A 21,436-nucleotide genomic window follows, 5' to 3' on the forward strand; every position below is an offset into this window, starting at 1 on the left:
GCCGCTGCCAAGTCACGCGGCGACCCCGCAGCCTTTTCTCTTCCAAGGACCCGTGATGCGCAACACGCTCTACCTGTCGATCATCCTCGCCCTGTCTCCCTGCAGCGTGCCAATGGCGGCCGCGGCCGCTGCCGATGGCCTTGAAGCCCGCGTGTCGGCGGCGATCCCGGCGCAACCGCTGGCACGTGCACTTGAGCAGTTGTCGCGCGGTTCCGGCGTGCAGTTCCTGTACTCGGGCAGCGGTGAAGCGCACATGGCCGGGGCTGTGCCGCGTGGCGCCACCGTCAAGCAGGCGCTGGATGCACTGCTGGCGGGTACCGGTCTGGGCTACACCGTGGTGGATGGCAATGTCATCGCCATCGATCCGGCACCCGCACGCAATGCGCCGAAGCCAGCCGCGCCGATGCCGCGCGAGGCCGGGGCGGTGCTGGCGCCGACCCTGGGCACGGTGAAGGTGATTGCCGCACATGAGGTCATTGACCAGAAGAAGTTGTCGCCGGTGATCAAGGATTCGGTGGTCTACGACGAGATGGACAGCTACGGCGACGAGACCCTGGCCGAGAGCCTGATGGCCGCTCCAGGCCTGAGTGCGGTGGAGGATGCCGGTGAGCCACGCTATGTGACGGTACGCGGCGTGCAGGCCAACCTCAACTACACCACCATCGATGGCATCGCGATTGCCAGCGTGGGTGGCAGTGGCTCCGGAGAGCGCATGAACAACCTGCAGCTGATTCCCAGCGACATCGGCACCCGCACCGACATCTACAAGAGCTTCAGCGCGGAGCAGGCACCGGATGCGATCGGCGGTGTGATCGACATCATCAGCCGCAGTGCCTTCGACCGGTCGGGCAAGTACGTCTTTGCCGATGTGGCAGGCATCTATTCCACTGCCGAAACCAACGTCGAGCGCAGCGCTGGCGGCAACCACGAGACCCTGGGCCATTTCGGCAAGAGCGCCAAGATGGTGTTCTCCAACCAGTTCGGCGCCGACCAGGGATTCGGCATCGTTGCGGTGGCACGCTATGAGCAGCGTTCACGCAACAGCGTCAAGCGCTGGGTGGAGTCGAACTACTACTACAACGACGCTGGAAAATACCTCACCGACGGCACCACGGGTCCGGACGAGGCCAAGGGCTGGAACGGCCTGCGTGCGCCTGGCAACTTCAGTACCGGCACCTACACCAACTTCATCACCAACTTCGGTGGCTCCGCCAAGCTTGAGTGGAAGCCCTCGGATGATCCGTTCTACGCATCGCTGCTGCTGTACTCGTACCGGTTCTACGAGAACTCGACGATGAACAAGACGGATCTGTATGGCAACGCCAGGTTTCCGATCCGCAACCAGACCGAGGACAGCGGTACCACCCAGATCAACAGCATCTACATCAAGAACCGCCACGACCGCTGGGACCGCAGCAACCGTGGCGCCATCGCCAGCTTCAACTGGGACATCGGCGACCGTTCGCGCCTGACCCTGCGTGGTGGCCACACCGAAGAGACCTTCCACAACAACCAGGTCTACTGGGGAGTGCGCGCCTACCCAAGCAATCTGTTCGTCGACTACGAGAATGACAGCCACGGGTTCCCAAACGCGGTAGCGGTTTCTGATTCCAGCCTGCTGACCAGCTCCGCGTTCAAGCTCAATCCGGCGCAGGCCTATGTCTCCCCGCGCGATGCCAAGGAGAGCATCGACAACCTGCGCGCGGACTTCAGCTACAACATCGACGCCGATGCGCGTGGCTTCGGCCTGGCCACCGGCGCCGAGTACCGCCACCTGAAGATCTGGCAGGACATCGACTTCGACTACTTCAAGAGTAGTGCCACGCTCAACGATTACCTGTATCCGGGTTCGACGCTGCTGGGCAGCGTGCCGGGCTTCCCGCTGATCGACAACCGCAAGTGGAACGAGGAACTGCTGCCGAAGCTGGGCAACAACAATGCGGCGTATCCGAATGCCAACTTCACCAGCGACTACAAGTACGTGGAGAACATCGCCAATGCCTATGTATCCGCGCACTACGCCTGGGACCGGCTGCTGCTGATCGGTGGCCTGCGCTACGACCACACCCGCTTCGATGCCTACAGCCCGTTCAGCGATGATGGGGGCACTACGTATACCTCCGCCTTCCGCAACACGAGCGGCGGCTACAACAACCTGCTGCCTTCGTTGAATGCGACGTTCAAGCTGAGCGAGGACCAGCGCCTGCGCTTCTCTGCCAGCCGTACGCTGGGCCGGCCGACGCCGAGCAACATCGCCCAGGCCACCAGCACCAGCTGTGGCGATGACGAGGAGGGCAGGGGCTTCTGCACCATCAAGCAGGGCAACGCCAACCTGCAGCCGCGCCGTTCCACCAACATCGACCTGGCGTGGGACCTGTACTTCAGCGGCAACAACGGCCTGATCTCGGTGGCGCTGTTCGACAAGGTGATCAAGGACGATATCTACACCCTGACCACGTTCGAGAACGTGGGGGACACCCGCTACCGGGTCACCCAGCCGATGAACACCGATGAGTCCACGCTGCGTGGCATCGAGTTCGCGGTCGCCAATCGCAATCTGCAGTGGGGCCGCCAGCGCTTCGACATGTACTTCAACGCGACGCGTCTGGAAGGCCAGACCCACTACCGCATCAGCGATGGCACCGCGCGCCGCCTGGATCGCCTGCTGTACCAGCCGGACTGGTCGCTCAATGGTTCGGTGATCTGGCGCATGCCGTGGAGGAGCGCGCAGCTGCGCCTGTCCGGAACCTACCGCAGCCGGATGCTGGTCGACTTCGGTGACACCGAATGGCTGGATTCGTACTACGACCCATACATGACGTTCAACATGGCATTCAGCCACAAGGTCGGCAAGCACGTGACCCTGAAGTACGAGGCCAAGAACCTGTTCAACACCCAGCCAACCTACAGCACCGGTCCGAACGGGCGTTTCCGAACCGAGATCGACGACTACGGCCGCTTCTTCTACTTCCACATCATCTACAACTGAGGGCAGCGCCGTGGATACGATCAATCGCAGGCGATTCCTGGCCTTGGCCGGCCTGTCTGCTGCCGGCGCCTGGATGGGCACGGCGTGCGCACTGGCCGCGCAGTCCGACGCCACTGCACTGAACCCACGCAACCTGCTGGCCTCGCCGCGCTTTGCCAGCACGCCCTTCACCCTGGGCGTGGCCTCGGGTGATCCCTCGGCCGATGGCATGGTGCTGTGGACACGGCTGGCGACCGAGCCGCTGGTGTTCGGCGGTGGCATTCCGGCCCGGCCGATGGTGGTCGAGTGGCAGCTGGCAGCAGACGAAGGCATGCGCAGGGTGGTACGCCAGGGTTCGGCAATGGCGCATCCCGAACTCGGCCACGCGGTGCACGTGGAGCTGGACGGGCTGGCGCCCGGACGGCCCTACTGGTACCGCTTCACCGTAGGCGGCCACGCCAGCGCAGTGGGTTGTACGCGCACGCTGCCGGCAGCCACGGCAGCGGTGGATCGCGTGCGCTTCGTGGTGGCCGGTTGCCAGCACTACGAAGAAGGCCACTACACCGCGTGGCGACGCATCGCCGAGGAACCGCTCGATTTCGTCTTCCACTACGGTGACTACATCTACGAAGGCGAAAGCCAGCCGGGCCTGCGGAAGATGAACGGCCAGCCGTTCACCAACCTGCGCAACCACGTCGGCCCGCAGATCTATACGCTGGACGATTACCGCCGCCGGTACGCCCAGTACAAGAGCGATGCCGACCTGCAGGCCGCCCATGCGTCGGCACCGTGGTTCGTCACCTTCGATGACCACGAAGTGGACAACAACTGGGCCGGCGCCGAAGACCAGGACGATACGCCCAGCGAAGTGTTCCTGCTGCGCCGCGCGCAGGCGTTCCAGGCCTACTACGAGAACATGCCGCTGCGCCGTTCGGCGTTCCCGCGCGACGGCCGCATGCAGATGTACCGGCGCGCACGCTACGGCACGCTGATGGACCTGCACCTGCTCGACACCCGCCAGTACCGCAGCAAGCAGGTGAACATGGCGCTGCGCGAGGAGGTGGAATCGCCGGAGCGCAGCATTGTGGGGGCGAAGCAGGAGCGCTGGCTGTTCGACGGCCTGGCCGATGCGGCGCCGCGCTGGCATACCATCGCCCACCAGGTGGCGCTGGGCAATTACATGCGCGAGAAGGACGGGGTAGTGCAGTCGTCCGACGACCAGTGGTCGGGCTATCTGGACAGCCGCCGGCGCCTGCTCGATCACATCCAGAAGATGGGCTTCGGCAACGTGGTGACCGCCTGCGGCGACGCGCATCGCCACTACGCCAGCGATCTGGTGCAGGACCACCGTGACTCGGGCGTGGTCTCCAGCGAGTTCCTCGCCACCTCGATCACTTCCGGTGCTGACGGCCAGGGCGTGGACGCGTATGCCAGGAACCAGCTTGCGCACAGCCCCTATCTGAAGGCGACTACCGACAAGCGTGGCTACGTGCTGTGTGATGTCACCCGCGATGCGTGGATCGGCGACATGAAGACGCTGGATACCGTGATGCAGCCCAATGGCGCGCTGCAGAGCTGGAAGCGCTATGCGGTGGAGCATGGCCGGCCGGGGCTGCAGGAGGCCTGAGTCTACCGGTCTGCGCTGTAGAGCCGAGCCCACGCTCGGCTGCTTTTTTCGGGGCAATGCGACCGGGGCGAAAGCAGCCGAGCATGGGCTCGGCTCTACAGGGATTCTTCAATCGTGCTCGAACCGAAGCGGCTCGGTGCCCATCGCCGGGTCACTGGTGCCGGGGCGACCATCCTCGGCGCGGCCGGCCAAACGCAGCACACTCCCACCCGCGCTGGCGCGCAGGTCATACCAGCCGGCGGTAGGCGTTGCATCCCACGCCAATGAAGTCTGCGCATGCGCGGGCAGCGCCAATGTCTGTTCGGGCATGTGTCCTGCATAGGCGCCGCCATGCACGCGCACCTGCTGTGCACTGTCACCCAGATTGCGCAGGTGCAGCCGCAGCTGGCCGTCCGCGCGCTCGATCGAAGCCTGCACGGCGGGAGCCTTGGCCGCACCCTGGAAGTGGCGGTGGAAGCCGTTCGGGCCAAGCAGCCACAGGTCATAGCGGCCCTGGGCGTCCAGCGGCCAGCGCGCGCGCAGCGGCGCACCTGGCAGCAGCGTGTAGCGGCGTGGTACCGCATCCAGGCGCAGCCGATCGTAGACATGCAGCACTGCCGCCGCGCCTTCGCAGGACAGCGTGAGATCCACACCCGTGGCATCGACTGCGGCAATCGATGCGTGCGGTCGATAGGGTAGGGCGCGCGCCGGGCGTACACCGCTTTCCTGTTTCGCTGGCTTCAGCCCCTCTGGCAGCGTGGGCACGGTGCGCCCCGGCAAGGCAGCGGCGCGTGCGGCAACCGCGCTCACGTCGGGCAGGCCACGGACGAACGGGCGGGTATCGCGCTGGGCAAAGTCGAACGCATTGCTGAGGTCGCCGCAGACTGCGCGGCGCCACGGCGAGATGTCCGGTGCGGGCACACCAAAGCGGCGTTCGATCAGCCGAATGACCGAGGTGTGGTCGTACACCTGCGAATCGACCCAGCCACCGCGACTCCACGGCGAGATCACGTACAGGGGCACGCGCGGTCCCAGACCGTACGGGCGACCACGCAGTTCGGCGAGATCGTACTTCTCGTCACCCGGTGCCGGGTGACGGTGGTACTCGCCTTCGGTGCTGACCGAGGACGCACCTGCCCAGCCACCGTCAACCGGCGAAGGCGGGGCAGGTGGCGGCATGTGGTCGAAGAAGCCATCGTTCTCATCGAACATCAGCAGCAGGGCGGTGCGGCTCCACACTTCCGGATCGGCGGTCAGCGCATCCAGCACGCGTGCGGTATAGGCCGCGCCCTGTGCCGGGCTGGAAGGACCAGGATGTTCGCTGCCGGCCGCGTCGGCGATGATGAAGCTGACCTGCGGCAGGCGCCCGTCAATGACGTCCTGGCGCAGCTGCGCCAGGCCCCGCGTGCTGACGCCGCGCGCGCGCAGCTGCGGGTCATGCCCTGGCGCCGCGCGGTGGGCCTGGCGGAAGGCCTCGAAGCCCGCCAGCGGGTTGTCGGTGAAGTTGTCGGCCATGTCCTGGTAGATCTGCCAGGAAACACCGGCCCTGTGCAGACGCTCGACATAGCTGGTCCAGCGGTACGACACCGGGTGCCCACCCTGTTCAGGAAAATTGTCGTGCGAGTTGGCGATCACCGGGCCGCCGGCGCGCGCATGCGCATCATTGTGGCCGGTCCACAGGAACACCCGGTTCGGGTTGGTCCCGGCCTGCATTGCGCAGTGGTAGGCATCGCAGATCGTGAAGGCATCGGCCAGCGCGAACTGGAACGGCAGGTCGCTGCGCTGGAAGTAGCCCATCGAGTGGTTCTGCTTGGCCTTCGGCCATTGCCCCATGCGACCCTGGTCCCAGGCGCGCTGCGCATCGGGCCAGGTATGCGGCGTGCCTTCCACGCGCATGTAGCCGAAGTGCGCGGCGGTATCCAGCGGGAACGGCGCGATCGCGCGCTTGCCGCTGGCATCGGGCTGCAGCCACAGGCTGCGGACGCGGCCACCTGCTTGCAGCGCGGCGGCCGGGGCGACGAACCGATCACCGAAGCCACGTACGCCCGGCAGCGTGCCGAAGTAGTGGTCGAACGAACGGTTCTCCTGCATGAACACCACGATGTGCTGCAGGTCTTCCAGGCTGCGCGCCTGCGCGGCGGGGGCGATCGCTGCGGCCCGGGCGATGCTGGGCAGCAGCGGAGAAAGGCCGCCGGCAACGCCGGCCTGCAACAACCGGCGTCGGCCGATATCGGTCACGGGCTCACTCACAGGTCCACGCGGAAAGAGATGCCGACGGTGCGCGGAGCGCCGATGAAGGCGTTGTCGCGCCCGTCCACCCCTGCAAGATACCGCTTATCGGTGAGGTTGCTCACCACCAGGTTGGCACCCATGCCCTTCAGGCGCGGCGACAGCCCCTGCAGGTCGAAGCCGATGTTGGCGTTGAACACGGTGGCCGACGGCAGCTTGTTGACGTTGGCGGCGTCGAGATAGCGCGTGCCCAGGTAACGGCCCGACAGGCCGAAGTTCCAGTTCTCGCCCTGCCAGTCCGCCGACAGGACGAGGGTCTGTTCGGGTTGGCCGATCACCTTGGCGCCGTCGACGATGCCCAGCTGGGTATCACGCGCGGCATCGCCACTGCCCAGGTACTTGGAGCGGTTGTAGGTATAGGCGGCGTTGAGGCGCCAGCCGTTGTCCCAGCCATAGCCGAACGCCGCTTCCAGGCCGTTGCTTTCCACGCCGCCGAAGTTCTCGTACACACCGTCGGTCTCGCCCAGGTAGTCAATGCCGCTGACGAAGCCGGCCGGCAGGTAGACGATGCGGTTGTCGAACTTGATGTTGTACAGCGTGACCGAGGCGGTCAGCGGCCAGCGGCTGATGCGCATGCCCACTTCAATGTTGTCGGCGGTCTCCGGCTCGACATTGCGGAAGCGCTGCGGGTCGGTCTCGCCGAGCACGCCGGAAGGAATCGCGGCGAAGTTCTGCGAGAAGCCGGCGAACAGCTCCATGCCTTGCACGCCCGGCGCCCAGGTCAAGCCGGTGGACAGCAGCGGGTCGGACCTGGAATCGGATGTGACGTGCTCGCTGGCACCGATCACGCGGCGGCGCGACTGGTCGACGAAGAACTGCTTCACGCCCAGGCGTGCGCTGAACGGCCCGAACCGCGCCACGTCCTCGACGTAGTACATCTGTTCGTCGACCTTGTACTTGTCCTCGAACTGCACCCAGTACGGCTGGTGGTCGAAGGCGATGTCCTGGCCGACGTTGAGCAGGCGGTGCCAGTCGCGGCGTGCCGAACGGTCCAGCTTCTCCACCCACAGGCCGCCACGGATGGTGTTGTCGACTGCGCCGAAGGTCCGGCGCCACTCGACGTCGGCCGTCACGCCCATGCGGTCGTTGTCGTAGTGGGTGTGGCGATACGACTGCGCGCCCAGCACGTTGCCGGCGTAGCAGTTTGGATCGTACTCGGCGGTGAAGCCCAGACGCGGAGTGCAGCTGGCCAGGCGCTGGGCGGCACTGCCATCGGGATTGACGAAGAAGATCTGGCCGCGGTTGCTGCCGCCGTACACCGTCTTGCCGCCGGTGTATTCCGACTCCGGGCGACCGGCTCCGTCATCGCTGACCTGCGCCAGGTACGGCGGCAGCCAGTCACCGCGGCCCTGCATGCGGTGCCCGTAGGCGGCCATCGAGGCCTTGAAACCGTTGCCGCCATCGAAGGCGGCGCGCAGGTAGCCGAAGGTGTTCTCGCGCAGCGCACGCGAGCCGGAACGGTAGTTCTGGTCCAGGTAGGGAATGCCGGTGAGGGTACCGACCAGGTTGTCGCGATCCGGATTGGTCGCGAAGCCCTTCGGTGAGACGCTGGTGTATTCCGGCTCGTCCGCATCGTTGTAGGACAGGTAGCCGGTCAGGGTCCAGCGATCCAGTTCGGTGATGAACTTGCCGGCGATGTGGTCATTGCTGGTCTTGCCGCTGCCATCGATCCAGTCATGCACGCGCGCCGACGAGGCACTGACCCAGGCGCGGGTGTGGCCGCCGAGCAGGCCGGTGTCATAGCGCACGTAGTACTTGCGCGCCTCGTTGTCACCGGCGCCGACCACGAAGCGCAGGCGGCTGTCCTGCAGCGGATCGCTGGTGAGGAAGTTGAGGGTGCCGCCCAGGGCCTCGTTCGAGCGCGAGGAGATATCGGCGGTGCCCTGGCTGACTTCCACCGTTTCCAGGTCGAGGGTGTCGATGTAGCGGTTGGCCAGCGAGCCGCCGCCGTAACCCGAACCGCCGTTGGGCAGGCCGTCGATGGTAGTGCCGATCTGCTGTGTGTCGCGGTTGGTGACGAAGCCACGCATGCTGATCTGCGTTCCCCACACCGACGAGCCGGTGGCATCGGCTTCGCTGACCACCACGCCGGGCACCTCGTTGAGTGCATCGTTGACGCTGCTCATCACGGTCTGCCGGTTCAGCGTTTCCGCGCGCACCGACGTCTTGGCGTAGCTGGTGGCCTGGCCGATCACCTGCACCTGGTCGAGGGTGCGGGCATCGCTGCTGCGCGCTTCGGCCGTCCCGCCCTGCGGTGCTTTGGCCAGGGCGTCCAGTGCGGGAGCGATCAGCAGGGCAAGCAGCGAGATACGGGGAAAGCGCGCAGACGTTCGCATCGAGACCGGACCTTCAGAAGAGGGAAGTCCCGGAGTGTCGGTAGCGCCAATGACATCGGCATGACGCGGCGATGCAGGAATCGTGTTGTGCGACGGCCGGCAGCTGCCGCCTGCATCAGTAACGCGCGTCCTTGGGTTTCGGATCGCGCGGCCAGTCCTTGCCCTTGTTGGCGAAGTCCGGCCGTGGCTGGTTGATGAAATAGCTGGCGATGTCCACCGCATCCTGGTCGGGCATCACCTGCTGGCCCAGTGGCGGTTCACGGGTCACTGCCGGTGGCATGTTGTGCTTGACGAAACCGGCCGCCTTGTACAGGCGCGCCATGCCGGCGCCGATGTTGAAACTGTGGTCGCCCCACAGCGGCGGGAAGGCGATGTCACCACTGGCGTCGCGCCGGCCTTCGCCGTTGTCGCCGTGGCAGGCGGCACACTGTACGGCGTACAGTGCCTGGCCACGGTTCGGATCCGGGGTCAGCGTGCTGTCGATGGGCCCCTCACTGGGGGCAGCCACCTTTGCACCCGCTGGCACAGGGCTGCTCAGCCACGCCATGTAGTCGAGCATCGCGCGCATCTGCGGCGAATCTTTCGGCAGCGGCCTGCCGTTCATCGAACGCTGCAGGCAGCCATTGATGCGTTCGGTCAGGCCGATCACCTTGCCAGGCCGCGGCATGTAACGCGGATAGGCGCCGCCACCGGTGTTGAAGTAGTGGTTGCCGAAGGGACGCTTGCCCTCGGCCATGTGGCACGAATTGCAGTTCAGATCGTTGCCGACGTTGTCCGGCAGCAGTCGTGCGGTTTCGTTGAGGAGGCGGCGGCCGAGCATCACCGACTCGGCATTGCCGAGCCCGGCGATTTCTTCGGCGCTGGGCGCATGGTAGGCGCCGACCACCTTGACCTGTGCATCGAGGATATCGATCGTGCCGGTCACGGCGGCATCCAGATCCGGGTACAGATGACGGTAAGCGAGGGTACCGGCGCCGGCCAGCAGCACCAGGGTGATCGCACTGCCGATCAGCAGGCGGGAACGCGTGCGCGAACGCTTCATTGTGCGGCCTCCTGCGGAACGTAGTGCACCGGCTTGTCGCGCACCACCCGGCGCATGCGCGCCACGTCGACCTCGCTCACTGCGCTGGCCTGATTGCCCCAGCTGCTGCGGATGAAGGTCAGGATCTGTGCCAGCTGCGCGTTCGGCAGCTGCTCGAAGCCTGGCATGGTGAAGGCCATGCGGTCGTGCGGGGTATGTGGTGTGCGGCCGCCGATCAGGGTCACCTGCACCAGCGAGCTGGGATCGTCGGCGAACACGATCGAGTTGCCGGCCAGGGCCGGATAGACGCGCGGCATGCCGCGGCCGTCGGCGCGGTGGCAGGCCTGGCAGTGCTCGGCATAGGCCAGCGAACCGGCCACGCGGTAGTCACCGCTGCGCAGTGCGGCGGTGGTGGTGTCGGTACCGGGCGACCACTGTGCGCTGCGTCCTTCGCGGGCGGGCAGCTGCTTCAGGTAGCGGGCCATCGCCAGCAGGTCCGCGTCGGACAGGTACTGCGTGCTGTGCTCGACCACGTCGGCCATGCCACCGAAGGCCGCCGATCGATCGGTGCGCCCGGTGCGCAGGAAGTCCACGATCTCACCCTCGCGCCAGCTGGCCAGGCCGGTCGATTCGCTGCGCAGGTTCTTCGCGTACCAGCCTTCCAGCACCGAACCGGACAGGAACTGGCGGCTGCCATCATCGGCCATCGCCTTTTCCTGGAACGCCAGCCCGCGTGGCGTGTGGCAGGCACCGCAATGCGCCAGGCCTTCCACCAGTTCGGCACCACGCTGCTGGCCGGCGTCCAGCGACGGATCAGGGCTGAAGCTGCGTGGGCGTGCGAACAGCAGTTGCCACCATGCCAGAGGCCAGCGCATGTTGGCTGGCCATGGAATCGTGCTGTCGGCGTTGTCCTGCTTCACCGGCTGCACCGAGCCCATGAAATAGGCGTACAGCGCCTTGATCTCGGCGTCGCGGGCAATCACATAGGAGGCGTACGGCATTGCCGGGTACAACGGCTGGCCATCGTGACGGATGCCGCGACGTACCGCGCGTTCAAAGTCGGCGTAGTCGTAGGCGCCGATGCCGGTTTCCGGATCGGGGGTGATGTTGGTCGAGTAGATCGTTCCCATCGGCGTCTGCATGCCGAGGCCACCGGCGAACGGCTTGCCGCCCGGCGCAGTGTGGCAGGCCGCACAGTCGGCGGCGCGCGACAGGTACTGCCCCTGTGCGATCAGCGCCGGGTCGTGGATGTCGACCTGCGCGGCCTGCCGAGGTGCGAACCAGTAGGGCGTGCTGCGGGCGATGCCATAGGCGGCGGCCAGCGTGGCGGCCAGGGCAATGGCGAGCTTGAACGAGGTGCGCATGGGGGCACTGTGGGCAAGCATGCCGGCGTATTCATTGATCCGGATCAATGTCGAGGTCGATCGCGCCATTGTGACAACCTGAATCGATCCCGCATTGTCATCAAGCCGTCATCCACGCGCGATAGATGGCCCACGCCCGCGTCGTTAACCTGCCACGCTGTCGCATCCTTTCCCGATTGCCCATGAAGCGCCTGCTGCTGTTGTTGCTGGCGTGCGCCGGCCTGTGGCTGGCTGCATGCTCATCCTCGATCAACGCCTCGTCCACCTCGCTTGCCGACCGGCTGATCGCACCGGGCGGCGTGTCGACCCTGCTCGATCGCCCGCGCATCGCCGCGGCCATTGCCGGGCTGCCCAACCGCCATGGCTTCGCAGCGGGTCGCGATGGCGTGCCGATCTTCTGGCGCGTGTTCGACCCCGGCGACTACGGCGCGCGGTACCACTACCTTCCGCAGCGTCATGAGAACGGCCTTCCTCTTGATACCGGCCTGAGTCTGGCCGTGCCGCAGCCGTTCCGCGCGCAGGCGCCACGCGGCACCGTGGTGCTGCTGCATGGGTGGATGATGAACGGTGATTCGATGCTGCCATGGTCGCTGCAGCTGGCCGAGTCCGGCTACCGCGTGGTCACGCTCGACCTGCGCAACCATGGCCAGTCCGGTGCAGGTCCGTCCGGCTATGGCACCTATGAATCGGATGACGTCGTCGATGTCATCGGCGAGCTGCGCGCGCGCGGCGAAGTGACCGGCCCGCTGTACCTGTTCGGTGTGTCCTATGGTGCGGCCACGGCGGTGTTCACCGCCGACAAGCTGGGTGACCAGGTGGCCGGCGTGGTGGCGATGGAATCGTTCGCCAATGCCGGTGCGGCGATCCGCACGATGATCCCGCACCTGATGGGACTGCAGCCGGAGGGCCTGAAGGCGCAGGCGATGGCGTCGTACGCACGCTGGCGCTATGGGGGCCAGGACATCAACCAGGTGATCGCCGCCGCCAGCCGCCGCATCGACGTCGATCTGGACCGCGTCGACGTCGCGCGTGCGCTGGCCGATACCCGCGCCTGCGTGCTGCTGCTGCACGGGCAGGGTGACCAGCATATTCCGGTCAGCCAGGGCCGGCAGCTCGCCCTGGCCAACCCGCGCGCGCACTACATCGAGATGCGCGGCGAAGACCACATTACCCTGCCGCTGCGGCTGGACCTGCTGGCCGGCGTGGTCGATGACTGGATGGCGCGCGACGAGCACCACCCGCAGAGCGCGTGCCCAGCCCCACAGCTGCCGGCCCAGGCCGAATGGCTGGCACACGGCTGAAAAAAGGGGACGGAGGGGATTAAGTCGTTTGCAGCACACTCGGGGCAGATGCGACTTAATCCCCTCCGTCCCCTTTTTCTGTCAGGTCACGCGTCGTGCCAGTGAGCGGGCGGAGGCGGCTACCCCCAGCAGCAGTATGGCGACGCACAGGAAGGCAAAGCCGAGGCTGGTCGCATGTGCCACTGCGCCGATCGCCGCCGGGCCAGCGAGGATGCCGGCATAACCCAGTGTGGTCACTGCAGTGATGGCGATGCTTTCCGGCATCACCCGCTGCTGGCCTGCCATCGAGAACAGCGCCGGCACGATGTTGGCGCAGCCCAGCCCGACCAGTACGTAGCCGGCCAGCGCCACCGGAAACGAGGGCACCAGCGTGGCCAGGGTGAAGCCCGCCGCGGCCGTGATACCGCCGAAGACCAAGGTGCAGGTGCGGCCGAGGTGCTCGACGATGCCGTCACCGAACAGGCGCATTGCCGTCATCGCCAGGGTGAACAACGCGAAGCCGGCCCCGGCCTGGTCACGCGGCACCTGCCGCACTTCGGCCAGGAACACGGCGCTCCAGTCCAGCATCGAGCCCTCGGCGAGGAACACCACGAAGGCCAGTACGCCGATGAACAGCACCACGCCGTGCGGCAGCGCCAGCAGAGGTCCTTCGTGCAGGATGCGTTGCGGACGCCAGTGCGGCGCCGACAGCACCGCAACCAGCAGCAGTGCCACCACCGAAAGCAGCGCGGCCAGCCACAGCGGCGTGCCGAGGATCAGCAGCCCGGTCATGCAGCCAGCACCGACGAATCCACCGATGCTGTAGAAGGCGTGGAAGCCGGACATCATCGCGCGCCCGGCATCGCGCTCGACCGCCACCGCCTGCATGTTCATCGCACAATCCAGTGCACCGACGCCGGCACCGAACACGAACAGCGCCGCGCCCAGCGACACCGGCGAGGGTGCAAGCACCAGCAAGGGCAGGGCGCACAGCATCATCGCGCAGGTGATCACCATCACCCGGCGGCAACCCAGCCGCCCCGTCAGTGCACCTGCCAGCGGCATCGCCAGCAGCGAGCCGAGCCCGAGGCACAGCAGCACGGCGCCGAGGCTGGCGTCGGACAGCCCGGCCTTGGCCTTGGCGTAAGGCACCATCGGCGCCCACGCGGCGGTAGCGAATCCAGGAATGAAGAAGGCGGCACGGGTGGCGTGCTGCTGGGCACGCGGGGATGAAGGCGTCATGCGAGGGCGGGTCCGGATAAACGCTGCCATGAAAGCGTTTCCAGTCGTGTCGGGCAAGGGGCATTCGGGTCACCGAAGGCCGAATACGATTGCGGCCCATGCGCAGCGGGCCCGGCGATGCCTTTCCGCATCGCCGGGCCACGTCTTCAGGACAGGGCGTGTTTACAGCGGCAGGTCGAACACCAGCACTTCAGCGTCGTTGCCGTTTTCCAGGGTCAGCTGGGCTTCGTCGCTGACCTGCAGCGCATCACCGGCTTCCAGGGTGATGCCGTTGACCTGCAGCTGGCCACGCGCCACCTGCACATAGGCGCCACGCCCGTTGCCGAGCGAATGGTGCAGCTTCTGGCCGCCATCGAGGATGGTGGCGAAGATGCGCGCGTCCTGGTGGATGCGCAGCGAGCCGTCGGCACCGTCAGGCGAAGCGATCAGTCGCAGTTGTCCACGCTTGCTGTCCGGCGAGAAGTGGGTCTCCTCGTACGACGGGGTGATGTTCTCGCTGTCCGGGAAGATCCAGATCTGCAGGAAATGCACGGTCTCGTCGGCGGAGTGGTTGAACTCGCTGTGGGTGACGCCGCTGCCGGCGCTCATGCGCTGCACGTCGCCGTAGCGCAGCACCGAACCGGTGCCCATCGAGTCCTTGTGTTCCAGTGCACCGCCCAGCACGTAGGAGATGATTTCCATGTTGCTGTGGCCGTGGGTGCCGAAGCCCTGGCCGCCGATCACCTTGTCTTCGTTGATCACCCGCAACGGGCCGAAGCTGACGTAACGGGGGTCGTAGTAGTTGGCGAAGGAGAAGGTATGGCGCGAGGACAGCCAGCCATGCTCGGCCAGGCCACGGGTAGCGCTCTTGCGGATCTGCAGCATGATGGAATCTCCTTGTTCGATGGTTTCGATGGGGCGGGGTGGTCGGTTACCGCTGTGTTTCCCCGTTGGAGAGAAGTATCCGCTTGCGCCCGGGGTTTGAAAAACGGATAGTTTTGACAGTCATCATCGAAAAATTCGAATGCTAAAGCTCAGCCTCGATGCCCTGCAGATCCTGGATGCCATCGACCGCCGTGGCTCCTTTGCCGGCGCCGGCAAGGCCCTGCACAAGGTGCCCTCGACGATTTCCTATACCGTGGCCAAGCTGGAGGAGGATCTGGGCGTCCAGCTGTTCGACCGCGTTGGCCCGCGCGCCGAGCCGACCGAGGCCGGGCGCGCGCTGCTGGACGAAGGCCGGCACCTGCTGCGCGCGGCCCGCGAGCTGGAGCTGCGGGTGCGCCGGGTGGCGTCGGGTTGGGAGACCGAACTGACCCTGGCGGTGGATTCGGTGTTCCCGACCTGGCTGCTTGGGCCGGATATCGCCGCATTTCGACGAGCCGAGGCGCCGACCCGGTTGCGACTGATCGGCGAGGCGCTGTCCGGCACCTGGGAGGCCCTGCTGGACCGGCGTGCCGACCTGCTGGTCGGTGCGCCGGGCGAGGGACCCAGTGGCGGCGGTTACGTGGTGGAGCCGCTGGGCACGGTGGCGTTCGTGTTCGCGGTGGCACCCGAGCATCCGTTGGCCGCGGTGCCCGGCGTGCTCGGTCGCGAACAGCTGGCCGAGCACTGTGCGATCGCCGTTTCCGATTCCGCGCGCAGGCTGCTGCCGCGCACGGTGGGCCTGTTGATGGGGCAGGAGATGCTGACGGTGCCGGACATGGCCAGTAAATTGAAGCTGCAGTGCGAAGGCGTGGGCTTCGGTTTCCTGCCCGAGCCCTGTGCACGCGCCGCGGTGGCGCGTGGCCAGCTGGTGATCCGCGAGGTGGAGGAACACAAGCCGGAGGAGACGTTCTGGTTGGCCTGGCGCACCGGTGAGGAGGGCGCTGCCCTGCGCTGGTGGCGGGAGCGCCTGCGCAGGCCGGAGCTGCTGTCGGAGTGGTGGCAGGCGATGGCCAGGGGGTAGGGGTTTGGCAGGGCTGCGCCCTGCACCCGCTACGATCCAGAGCAACAGCAACAGCAACAGCAACAGCTGGTTTCCTGAGGGATGGCGGGGTGGGTCCGGTTGCGGGGGACGCCGTGAATCCGCCCATGGAGTCTCGGTCGCCGCATCCATGCGGCTCACGCCCCCGCAACCGGACCCACCCCGCCTTCGACAGTTTCCGGCGATCTGTCGGTGCTGGTGCGGTCGGTGGGTGTCGACCTTGGTCGACACGGTAGATCCACGCCATGCGTGGATGCTCTTCGATCAATTGTCGAAATGTTCGAACTCGATGGAGATCCATCCACGCATGGCGTGGATCCATCAGATCGCGGAAATCTGTCAGAGGTGGGGCGGTGTCGGAGTGCGGGGTGTCAGCCGCATGGATGCGGCTGCCAAGCCTGCATGGACATACTTGCGGCGTCCCCGCACTCCGACACCGCCCCGCCATCCCACGGAATGCGCGCTGTTGCTGTTGCTCCGGCTCTGGCTGTGGCCTCTGCAGGTGCAGGGCGCAGCCCTGCCGAAAAACACACATAAAAAAACAGCAGGCCGAGGCCTGCTGTTTCGGTGTAATGGTGCGCCCGGAGAGATTCGAACTCCCGACCGCCTGGTTCGTAGCCAGGTACTCTATCCAACTGAGCTACGGGCGCCAATTACATAAACTTGTTGTGTTGACTGTGTATGGTGCGCCCGGAGAGATTCGAACTCCCGACCGCCTGGTTCGTAGCCAGGTACTCTATCCAACTGAGCTACGGGCGCGCGGTACACAATCAAATTTTAAAGCATTTCCAGCGGCGGATGCTGAAAACCTGTCGAGTGGTGCGCCCGGAGAGATTCGAACTCCCGACCGCCTGGTTCGTAGCCAGGTACTCTATCCAACTGAGCTACGGGCGCCCTGCGACAGGAGCGGAATTATGCGGATGTCGGCGCGGATCGTCAACAGTTTTGTGAAAATTTTCATCCAACTGAATGAAAAATCGGTCAGCCACAGCGTCCGGGGCCTTCAGCCAGGCGAAATGATCGGCGCGCGTGCCCAGCTCCTGCGCCGACAGCACGCACAGCTGTGCGTCCACGTTCGGCAGCTTCGCCAGCAACGCCTGCATCGATCCGGTCGGCGCCAGCCAGTCGTGTTCCATCAACACCGCCTGCGCGCTGCCGTGCACGCGCGCCATCTGCGCATCGAGATCCTCATCCATGCCGACCGCGGCGTAGTGGTTGTTCAGGCCCACGCGCGCCCAGTCGGCGATCAGTCCGCGTGCTTCGGTGCCACCAAAGCCAAGTCGGCGCCCGTGCAGCACGCCCTGGCGCTGTGCGATCCACGGCAGGAAGCGGTAGACCAGCGGCAGCAGCCAGCCGCGTGGTGGTGGAAAACCGCGCCAGAACGGCGAGCCGCTGGCCGCCAGCCACAGCCGGTTGAAGTGCTTCGGATTGCGCCCGGCGTGCACGCAGGCCAGCTGACCGCCGAGGCTGTGGCCGCCGATGATCCATGGCAGGGCGCCGCCTTCGTGATCGGCGGCGGCCAGGATCGCCTGGCTGCCCGGCAGATCATGCTCGAGTACCTCGCGATAGCCCCAGTCCTGCGCGCGCGACGGGCGTAGTGAGCTGCTGCCGTTGCCGCGCCACTCATGCAGGTAGACCGCCACACCCTTCGCTGCCAGCGCCTGTGCCAGCGGCAGGTAGTGGCGCGCGGCCACACCCAGCGCTGGCAGCCACAACAGGCGGGCGATGGGCTGCGCGGGCATGCAGGCAATCACTTCGTAGCGATGCCCGTCGTTGCACTGCACAGGAAGGAGGGCCGGCGTCACGTTCATGCGTGCGGTGCCGCGCCGAAGTGGTCGAGCACCAGCACCTCGCTGCGGCCGGGGGCATAGCCCTGCTGCAGGCCGCGCGCAACGTAGTCGATGCCGGCTTCGCAGGCGTTGGCGAGGCTCAGGCCGTTGCACAGCTGCGCGGCGATGGCCGAGGCCAGCGTGCAGCCAGTGCCGTGCGCATCCAGCGGCAGGCGGGCGTGGATGAATTCTTCGCTGCTGACGCCGTCGAAGTAGCGGTCGATTACGCGGTTGCCTTCTTGCAGGTGGCCACCTTTCAGCAGCACCGCACCGGCACCCAGGTCGAGCAGGGCGGAGGCCACCTGTTCGGCGTCATCGCCGTTCCCGATCTTCCGCCCGGCCAGCAGCTCCGCTTCCGGCGTGTTCGGGGTGATCAGCGTGGCCAGCGGGATCAGCCGCTCACGCATTGCCTGCAGAGCGTTGTCTTCCAGCAGGCGCGCGCCGCTGGTCGCGACCATCACTGGGTCCAGCACCACGTGTGGTGGACGATGGCGCTCCAACGCATCTGCGACGGCATTGATCACCTCGGTGTTGGCCAGCATGCCGAGCTTCACCGCATGGATATCGAAGTCATCGAAGCAGGCATCCAGTTGTGCACGCAGGAAATCGATCGGCGGCACATGCACGGCGATGACGCCACGGGTGTTCTGTGCGGTCAGTGCGGCGATCGCGGAGAGTCCGTGCACGCGATGTGCTGCAAAGGCCTTCAGGTCGGCCTGGATGCCTGCGCCACCGCCGGAGTCGGAGCCGGCGATGGTGAGGGCGGATACGGGAGTGGTCGGGCTCATCAGGCGATTGTGCCGTGGTCACCGCAAAGGCGGTAGCGTCGCTGCCGGTAGATGGGGTCAGATCCCTTTTCCGCAGGAAAAGGGATCTGACCCCCCAGAGCGCGGCCCTCAATGCCGCCAGCGCGCCCACTGCTGGTACAGCACATAGCCCAGGCCGGTCAGGCCGGTCAGCAGGGCAGGGGCGAGCAGCGCGTCATATTGCCAACGCATGAACAGCCAGGCGCCGAGGATGCCGCCGGCCAGGAAGCCACTGATGATCAGGCCGCTGAGGGTCAGTCGTCGCACCTGCAACGGCAGCCCGCGCAGCAGGTGGCCGAGGCCGATGCCGAGGTCGGTGAACATGCCGCTGAGATGGGTGGTGCGTACCACCGCGCCGCTGAAGGTGGTGGCCATCGCGTTCTGCAGGCCGCAGGCCATGGCGGCGGCCAGAGCGCCCCAGATCTGGTGGCGCTCGAACAGCGGAATGGCCACCAGCAGCAGCGCGGACTCCAAGGCCAGCGCCACGCCGTAGCGTCGGCCCAGTTGCAGGGTACTGTCCTGGATCAGCAGGCCGCTGAGCATCGCACCCAGCGAGAACGCGATCAGCAGCCCCCACAGGTGGCCGACCGCGCGCCAGTCACCCTGCGCCAGCGCCATGCCGAGCTGGCTGGTGCTGCCGGTCATGTGGCTGACTGCCTGATGCTCGAAGCCGAGGAAGCCGACCACGTTGACCATGCCGGCCACGCACGACAGCGCGACCGCGCCGATCCAGACCCAGGTGGGCAGGCGTATTCCCATCGGCGGGGCCCCTCAGGGCCCGCCGAAGCCGCCGTTGAACTGCAGCTCGCTGAAGGTGTTGCTGGCGGGGTCGAACACGGCGCCCCAGAACTGCGTGCCGCCGTCGCAGACGCGGATCGCTTCCCGTGCCGGATTGATGCCGCTGTCATCGGGCAGGTGGAAGGCGTTGACGTAGATCAGCCGCTTGCCGGCGCTTTCGATGCCGACGTACTGGCGGTCGAAGTCCAGCACCTTCGGGACCTGCGCTTCCAGCGACGACAGCTTCGCCTCCAGCTGGTCGACCTGCTGCCGGCTGGGCGCCCAGTAACCCGACACCCGCCCGGCCTCGCGGCCGGGGCTGGGCCGCGAGCAGGTGTCGAGCACCTGTGCGGCGATGATCGGGCGGGTGACCACCCAGGACTGTCCGGTACGTTCGGCCGTCGGCACGCTGGCCGGGCCGCGCGTGGTGGTGCAGGCGCCCAGGACGGCGGCGAGGGCGATCGCCGCCGTGGGCAGCAGCAGGCGGGTGCAGCGGTTCACAACACCTCCGAAGCGTAATCGGCCAGGCGCGAACGCTCGCCACGGCGCAGGGTGATGTGCGCGCTGTGCGGCCAGTTCTTGAAGCGGTCCACCGCGTAGGTCAGGCCCGAGGTGGTCTCGGTCAGGTACGGGGTGTCGATCTGCTCGACATTGCCCAGGCAGACGATCTTGGTGCCGGGGCCGGCGCGGGTGATCAGCGTCTTCATCTGCTTGGGGGTGAGGTTCTGTGCTTCGTCCAGGATCAGGTAGCGTGACAGGAAGGTGCGGCCGCGCATGAAGTTCATCGAGCGGATCTTGATGCGGCTGGCCAGCAGGTCGTTGGTGGCCTGGCGGCCCCAGGTGCCGCCTTCCTGGTTGTGCGTGAGCACTTCCAGGTTGTCGGTCAGCGCGCCCATCCACGGCGTCATCTTCTCTTCCTCGGTGCCCGGCAGGAAGCCGATGTCTTCGCCGACGCTGACCGTGGCGCGGGTCATGATGATCTCGCGGTAGCGCTGCTGGTCCATCGTCTGCGCCAGGCCGGCGGCCAGTGCCAGCAGGGTCTTGCCGGTGCCGGCGGTGCCCAGCAGGGTGACGAAGTCGATCTCCGGGTCCATCAGTGCGTTGAGGGCGAAATTCTGCTCGCGGTTGCGTGCGCTGATGCCCCACACGGCGTGGCTGCCGTGGCGGAAATCATCGACCAGCGACAGCACCACCTTGCCATCGCCGACCACGCGGCTGACGCGCAGCTCGACTTCATCCTCGCCCGGCAGGTAGACGTACTGGTTCGGATACCACTCCTCGCCGTCCTGCGCCTGGATTTCGTAATGGCTGCGGCCCTTGTCGCTCCAGCTGCGCAGGTCGTCGCCGTGGCGTTTCCAGAAGTCTTCCGGCAGCTCGGTAGCGCCGGTGTAGAGCAGGCTGAAATCGTCCAGCGCGCGGTCGTTCTCGTAGTCCTCGGACACGATGCCGGCGATCGCGGCCTTGATCCGCAGGTTGATGTCCTTGGAAACGAACACCACCGGCAGGTCGGGGGTTTCTTCCTTCAGAGCCAGGATCGCGCCGAGGATGGCGTTGTCCGGGATCACCTTGCCGAAGCTCTTGCCAGCATCGAAATGACTGGTCTGGAAGCGCAGCTTGCCGGCGCTCTGCTTGCCGCGCAGCTGCAGGCCGTTGGGGCGCTGCAGCGGAATGCCGTCGGCCAGGTTGTCCAGGCCGGATTCCTGCACCAGCTCGTTGAGGAAGCGGCTCACCTGGCGGGCGTTGCGGCTCGCTTCGGAGGTGCCCTTCTTGCCGTTGTCCAGCTCCTCGATCACCTGCATGGGCAGGTAGATGTCGTGCTCCTCGAATTTGAACAGCGCGGTCGGATCGTGCATCAGCACGTTGGTATCCAGCACGTAGATGCGCTTGCCTCGGGTCATCGTCGATTCCTGGTTACGGACAGGGAAAAACCACCACGGCCTGCTGCGGGGCAGGGTGATGGCAGACACAGTAGGCAG

15 protein-coding genes and 3 tRNA genes are annotated in these 21,436 nt (G+C 66.3%); 4 read left to right on the top strand and 14 right to left on the bottom strand.

Annotated elements, in window-relative coordinates:
* The first annotated feature begins 55 nt into the window (after positions 1 to 55).
* Positions 56 to 2,989 carry a TonB-dependent receptor gene (locus KXV01_RS03140; RefSeq protein WP_263467501.1) on the top strand — a complete coding sequence of 978 codons (2,934 nt, stop codon included), beginning with the start codon at positions 56 to 58 and terminating at the stop codon, positions 2,987 to 2,989.
* A 10-nt stretch (positions 2,990 to 2,999) separates the two neighbouring features.
* Entirely contained in the window at positions 3,000 to 4,595 is a 1,596-nt protein-coding gene (locus KXV01_RS03145) for an alkaline phosphatase D family protein (RefSeq protein WP_099495522.1), read from the top strand.
* 108 nt (positions 4,596 to 4,703) lie between these two features.
* Here KXV01_RS03145 and KXV01_RS03150 read toward each other — a convergent pair whose 3' ends face one another.
* The 4 genes from KXV01_RS03150 to KXV01_RS03165 all read right to left on the bottom strand — a co-directional run bounded on the left by KXV01_RS03150 (position 4,704) and on the right by KXV01_RS03165 (position 11,584).
* Positions 4,704 to 6,812 (bottom strand): phospholipase C, phosphocholine-specific, encoded by a 2,109-nt coding sequence (locus KXV01_RS03150; protein ID WP_263467502.1) that lies wholly within the window; start codon positions 6,810 to 6,812, stop codon positions 4,704 to 4,706.
* An 8-nt stretch (positions 6,813 to 6,820) separates the two neighbouring features.
* Positions 6,821 to 9,199, bottom strand: a complete 2,379-nt coding sequence (locus tag KXV01_RS03155) for a TonB-dependent receptor (protein ID WP_263467503.1) — start codon at positions 9,197 to 9,199, stop codon at positions 6,821 to 6,823.
* Between the two features lie 115 nt (positions 9,200 to 9,314).
* Entirely contained in the window at positions 9,315 to 10,241 is a 927-nt protein-coding gene (locus KXV01_RS03160) for a c-type cytochrome (RefSeq protein WP_049414029.1), read from the bottom strand.
* Positions 10,238 to 11,584: a cytochrome c gene (locus KXV01_RS03165; RefSeq protein WP_049439055.1), complete on the bottom strand. Its 1,347-nt coding sequence runs from the start codon at positions 11,582 to 11,584 to the stop codon at positions 10,238 to 10,240. The genes KXV01_RS03160 and KXV01_RS03165 overlap by 4 nt, the downstream gene beginning before the upstream one ends.
* A 182-nt stretch (positions 11,585 to 11,766) precedes the next feature.
* On the opposite strand from KXV01_RS03165, the gene KXV01_RS03170 reads away from it, so the two are divergent.
* Positions 11,767 to 12,885, top strand: coding sequence for an alpha/beta fold hydrolase (locus KXV01_RS03170; RefSeq protein WP_099495519.1), 1,119 nt, complete (start codon positions 11,767 to 11,769; stop codon positions 12,883 to 12,885).
* An 81-nt stretch (positions 12,886 to 12,966) separates the two neighbouring features.
* Here KXV01_RS03170 and KXV01_RS03175 read toward each other — a convergent pair whose 3' ends face one another.
* Together KXV01_RS03175 and KXV01_RS03180 are read right to left on the bottom strand one after the other, a co-directional pair.
* Positions 12,967 to 14,106, bottom strand: a complete 1,140-nt coding sequence (locus KXV01_RS03175) for an MFS transporter (RefSeq protein ID WP_099495518.1) — start codon at positions 14,104 to 14,106, stop codon at positions 12,967 to 12,969.
* Positions 14,107 to 14,268: 162 nt separating this feature from the next.
* Positions 14,269 to 14,970, bottom strand: a complete 702-nt coding sequence (locus KXV01_RS03180; protein WP_099495517.1) for a pirin family protein — start codon at positions 14,968 to 14,970, stop codon at positions 14,269 to 14,271.
* A 139-nt stretch (positions 14,971 to 15,109) separates the two neighbouring features.
* On the opposite strand from KXV01_RS03180, the gene KXV01_RS03185 reads away from it, so the two are divergent.
* On the top strand, positions 15,110 to 16,030 hold the full coding sequence (locus KXV01_RS03185; RefSeq protein ID WP_099495516.1) for a LysR family transcriptional regulator: 921 nt from the start codon (positions 15,110 to 15,112) through the stop codon (positions 16,028 to 16,030).
* 591 nt (positions 16,031 to 16,621) lie between these two features.
* Here KXV01_RS03185 and KXV01_RS03190 read toward each other — a convergent pair.
* The 8 genes from KXV01_RS03190 to KXV01_RS03225 form a co-directional block, all read right to left on the bottom strand.
* A tRNA-Arg gene (locus KXV01_RS03190) sits at positions 16,622 to 16,698 on the bottom strand.
* Positions 16,699 to 16,730: 32 nt separating this feature from the next.
* Positions 16,731 to 16,807, bottom strand: a tRNA-Arg gene (locus tag KXV01_RS03195).
* 58 nt (positions 16,808 to 16,865) lie between these two features.
* A tRNA-Arg gene (locus KXV01_RS03200) sits at positions 16,866 to 16,942 on the bottom strand.
* A complete protein-coding gene (locus KXV01_RS03205) occupies positions 16,933 to 17,859 on the bottom strand; it encodes an alpha/beta fold hydrolase (RefSeq protein ID WP_263467504.1) in 927 nt (308 codons plus the stop codon). The genes KXV01_RS03200 and KXV01_RS03205 overlap by 10 nt, the downstream gene beginning before the upstream one ends.
* Entirely contained in the window at positions 17,856 to 18,665 is an 810-nt protein-coding gene (thiD, locus tag KXV01_RS03210; RefSeq protein WP_049412883.1) for a bifunctional hydroxymethylpyrimidine kinase/phosphomethylpyrimidine kinase, read from the bottom strand. The genes KXV01_RS03205 and thiD overlap by 4 nt, the downstream gene beginning before the upstream one ends.
* 108 nt (positions 18,666 to 18,773) lie before the next feature.
* On the bottom strand, positions 18,774 to 19,442 hold the full coding sequence (locus KXV01_RS03215) for a YoaK family protein (protein ID WP_019661173.1): 669 nt from the start codon (positions 19,440 to 19,442) through the stop codon (positions 18,774 to 18,776).
* A gap of 12 nt (positions 19,443 to 19,454) precedes the next feature.
* On the bottom strand, positions 19,455 to 19,961 hold the full coding sequence (locus KXV01_RS03220) for a hypothetical protein (protein ID WP_049435743.1): 507 nt from the start codon (positions 19,959 to 19,961) through the stop codon (positions 19,455 to 19,457).
* The gene (locus KXV01_RS03225) at positions 19,958 to 21,358 is read right to left on the bottom strand and encodes a PhoH family protein (RefSeq protein ID WP_005409049.1); all 1,401 of its coding nucleotides are present in this window, start codon (positions 21,356 to 21,358) and stop codon (positions 19,958 to 19,960) included. Before KXV01_RS03225 ends, KXV01_RS03220 begins: the two co-directional genes overlap by 4 nt.
* Positions 21,359 to 21,436: the final 78 nt, after the last annotated feature.

Source organism: Stenotrophomonas sp. Ps181, from assembly GCF_025697425.1.
In the GTDB taxonomy this organism is placed as follows: domain Bacteria; phylum Pseudomonadota; class Gammaproteobacteria; order Xanthomonadales; family Xanthomonadaceae; genus Stenotrophomonas; species Stenotrophomonas sepilia.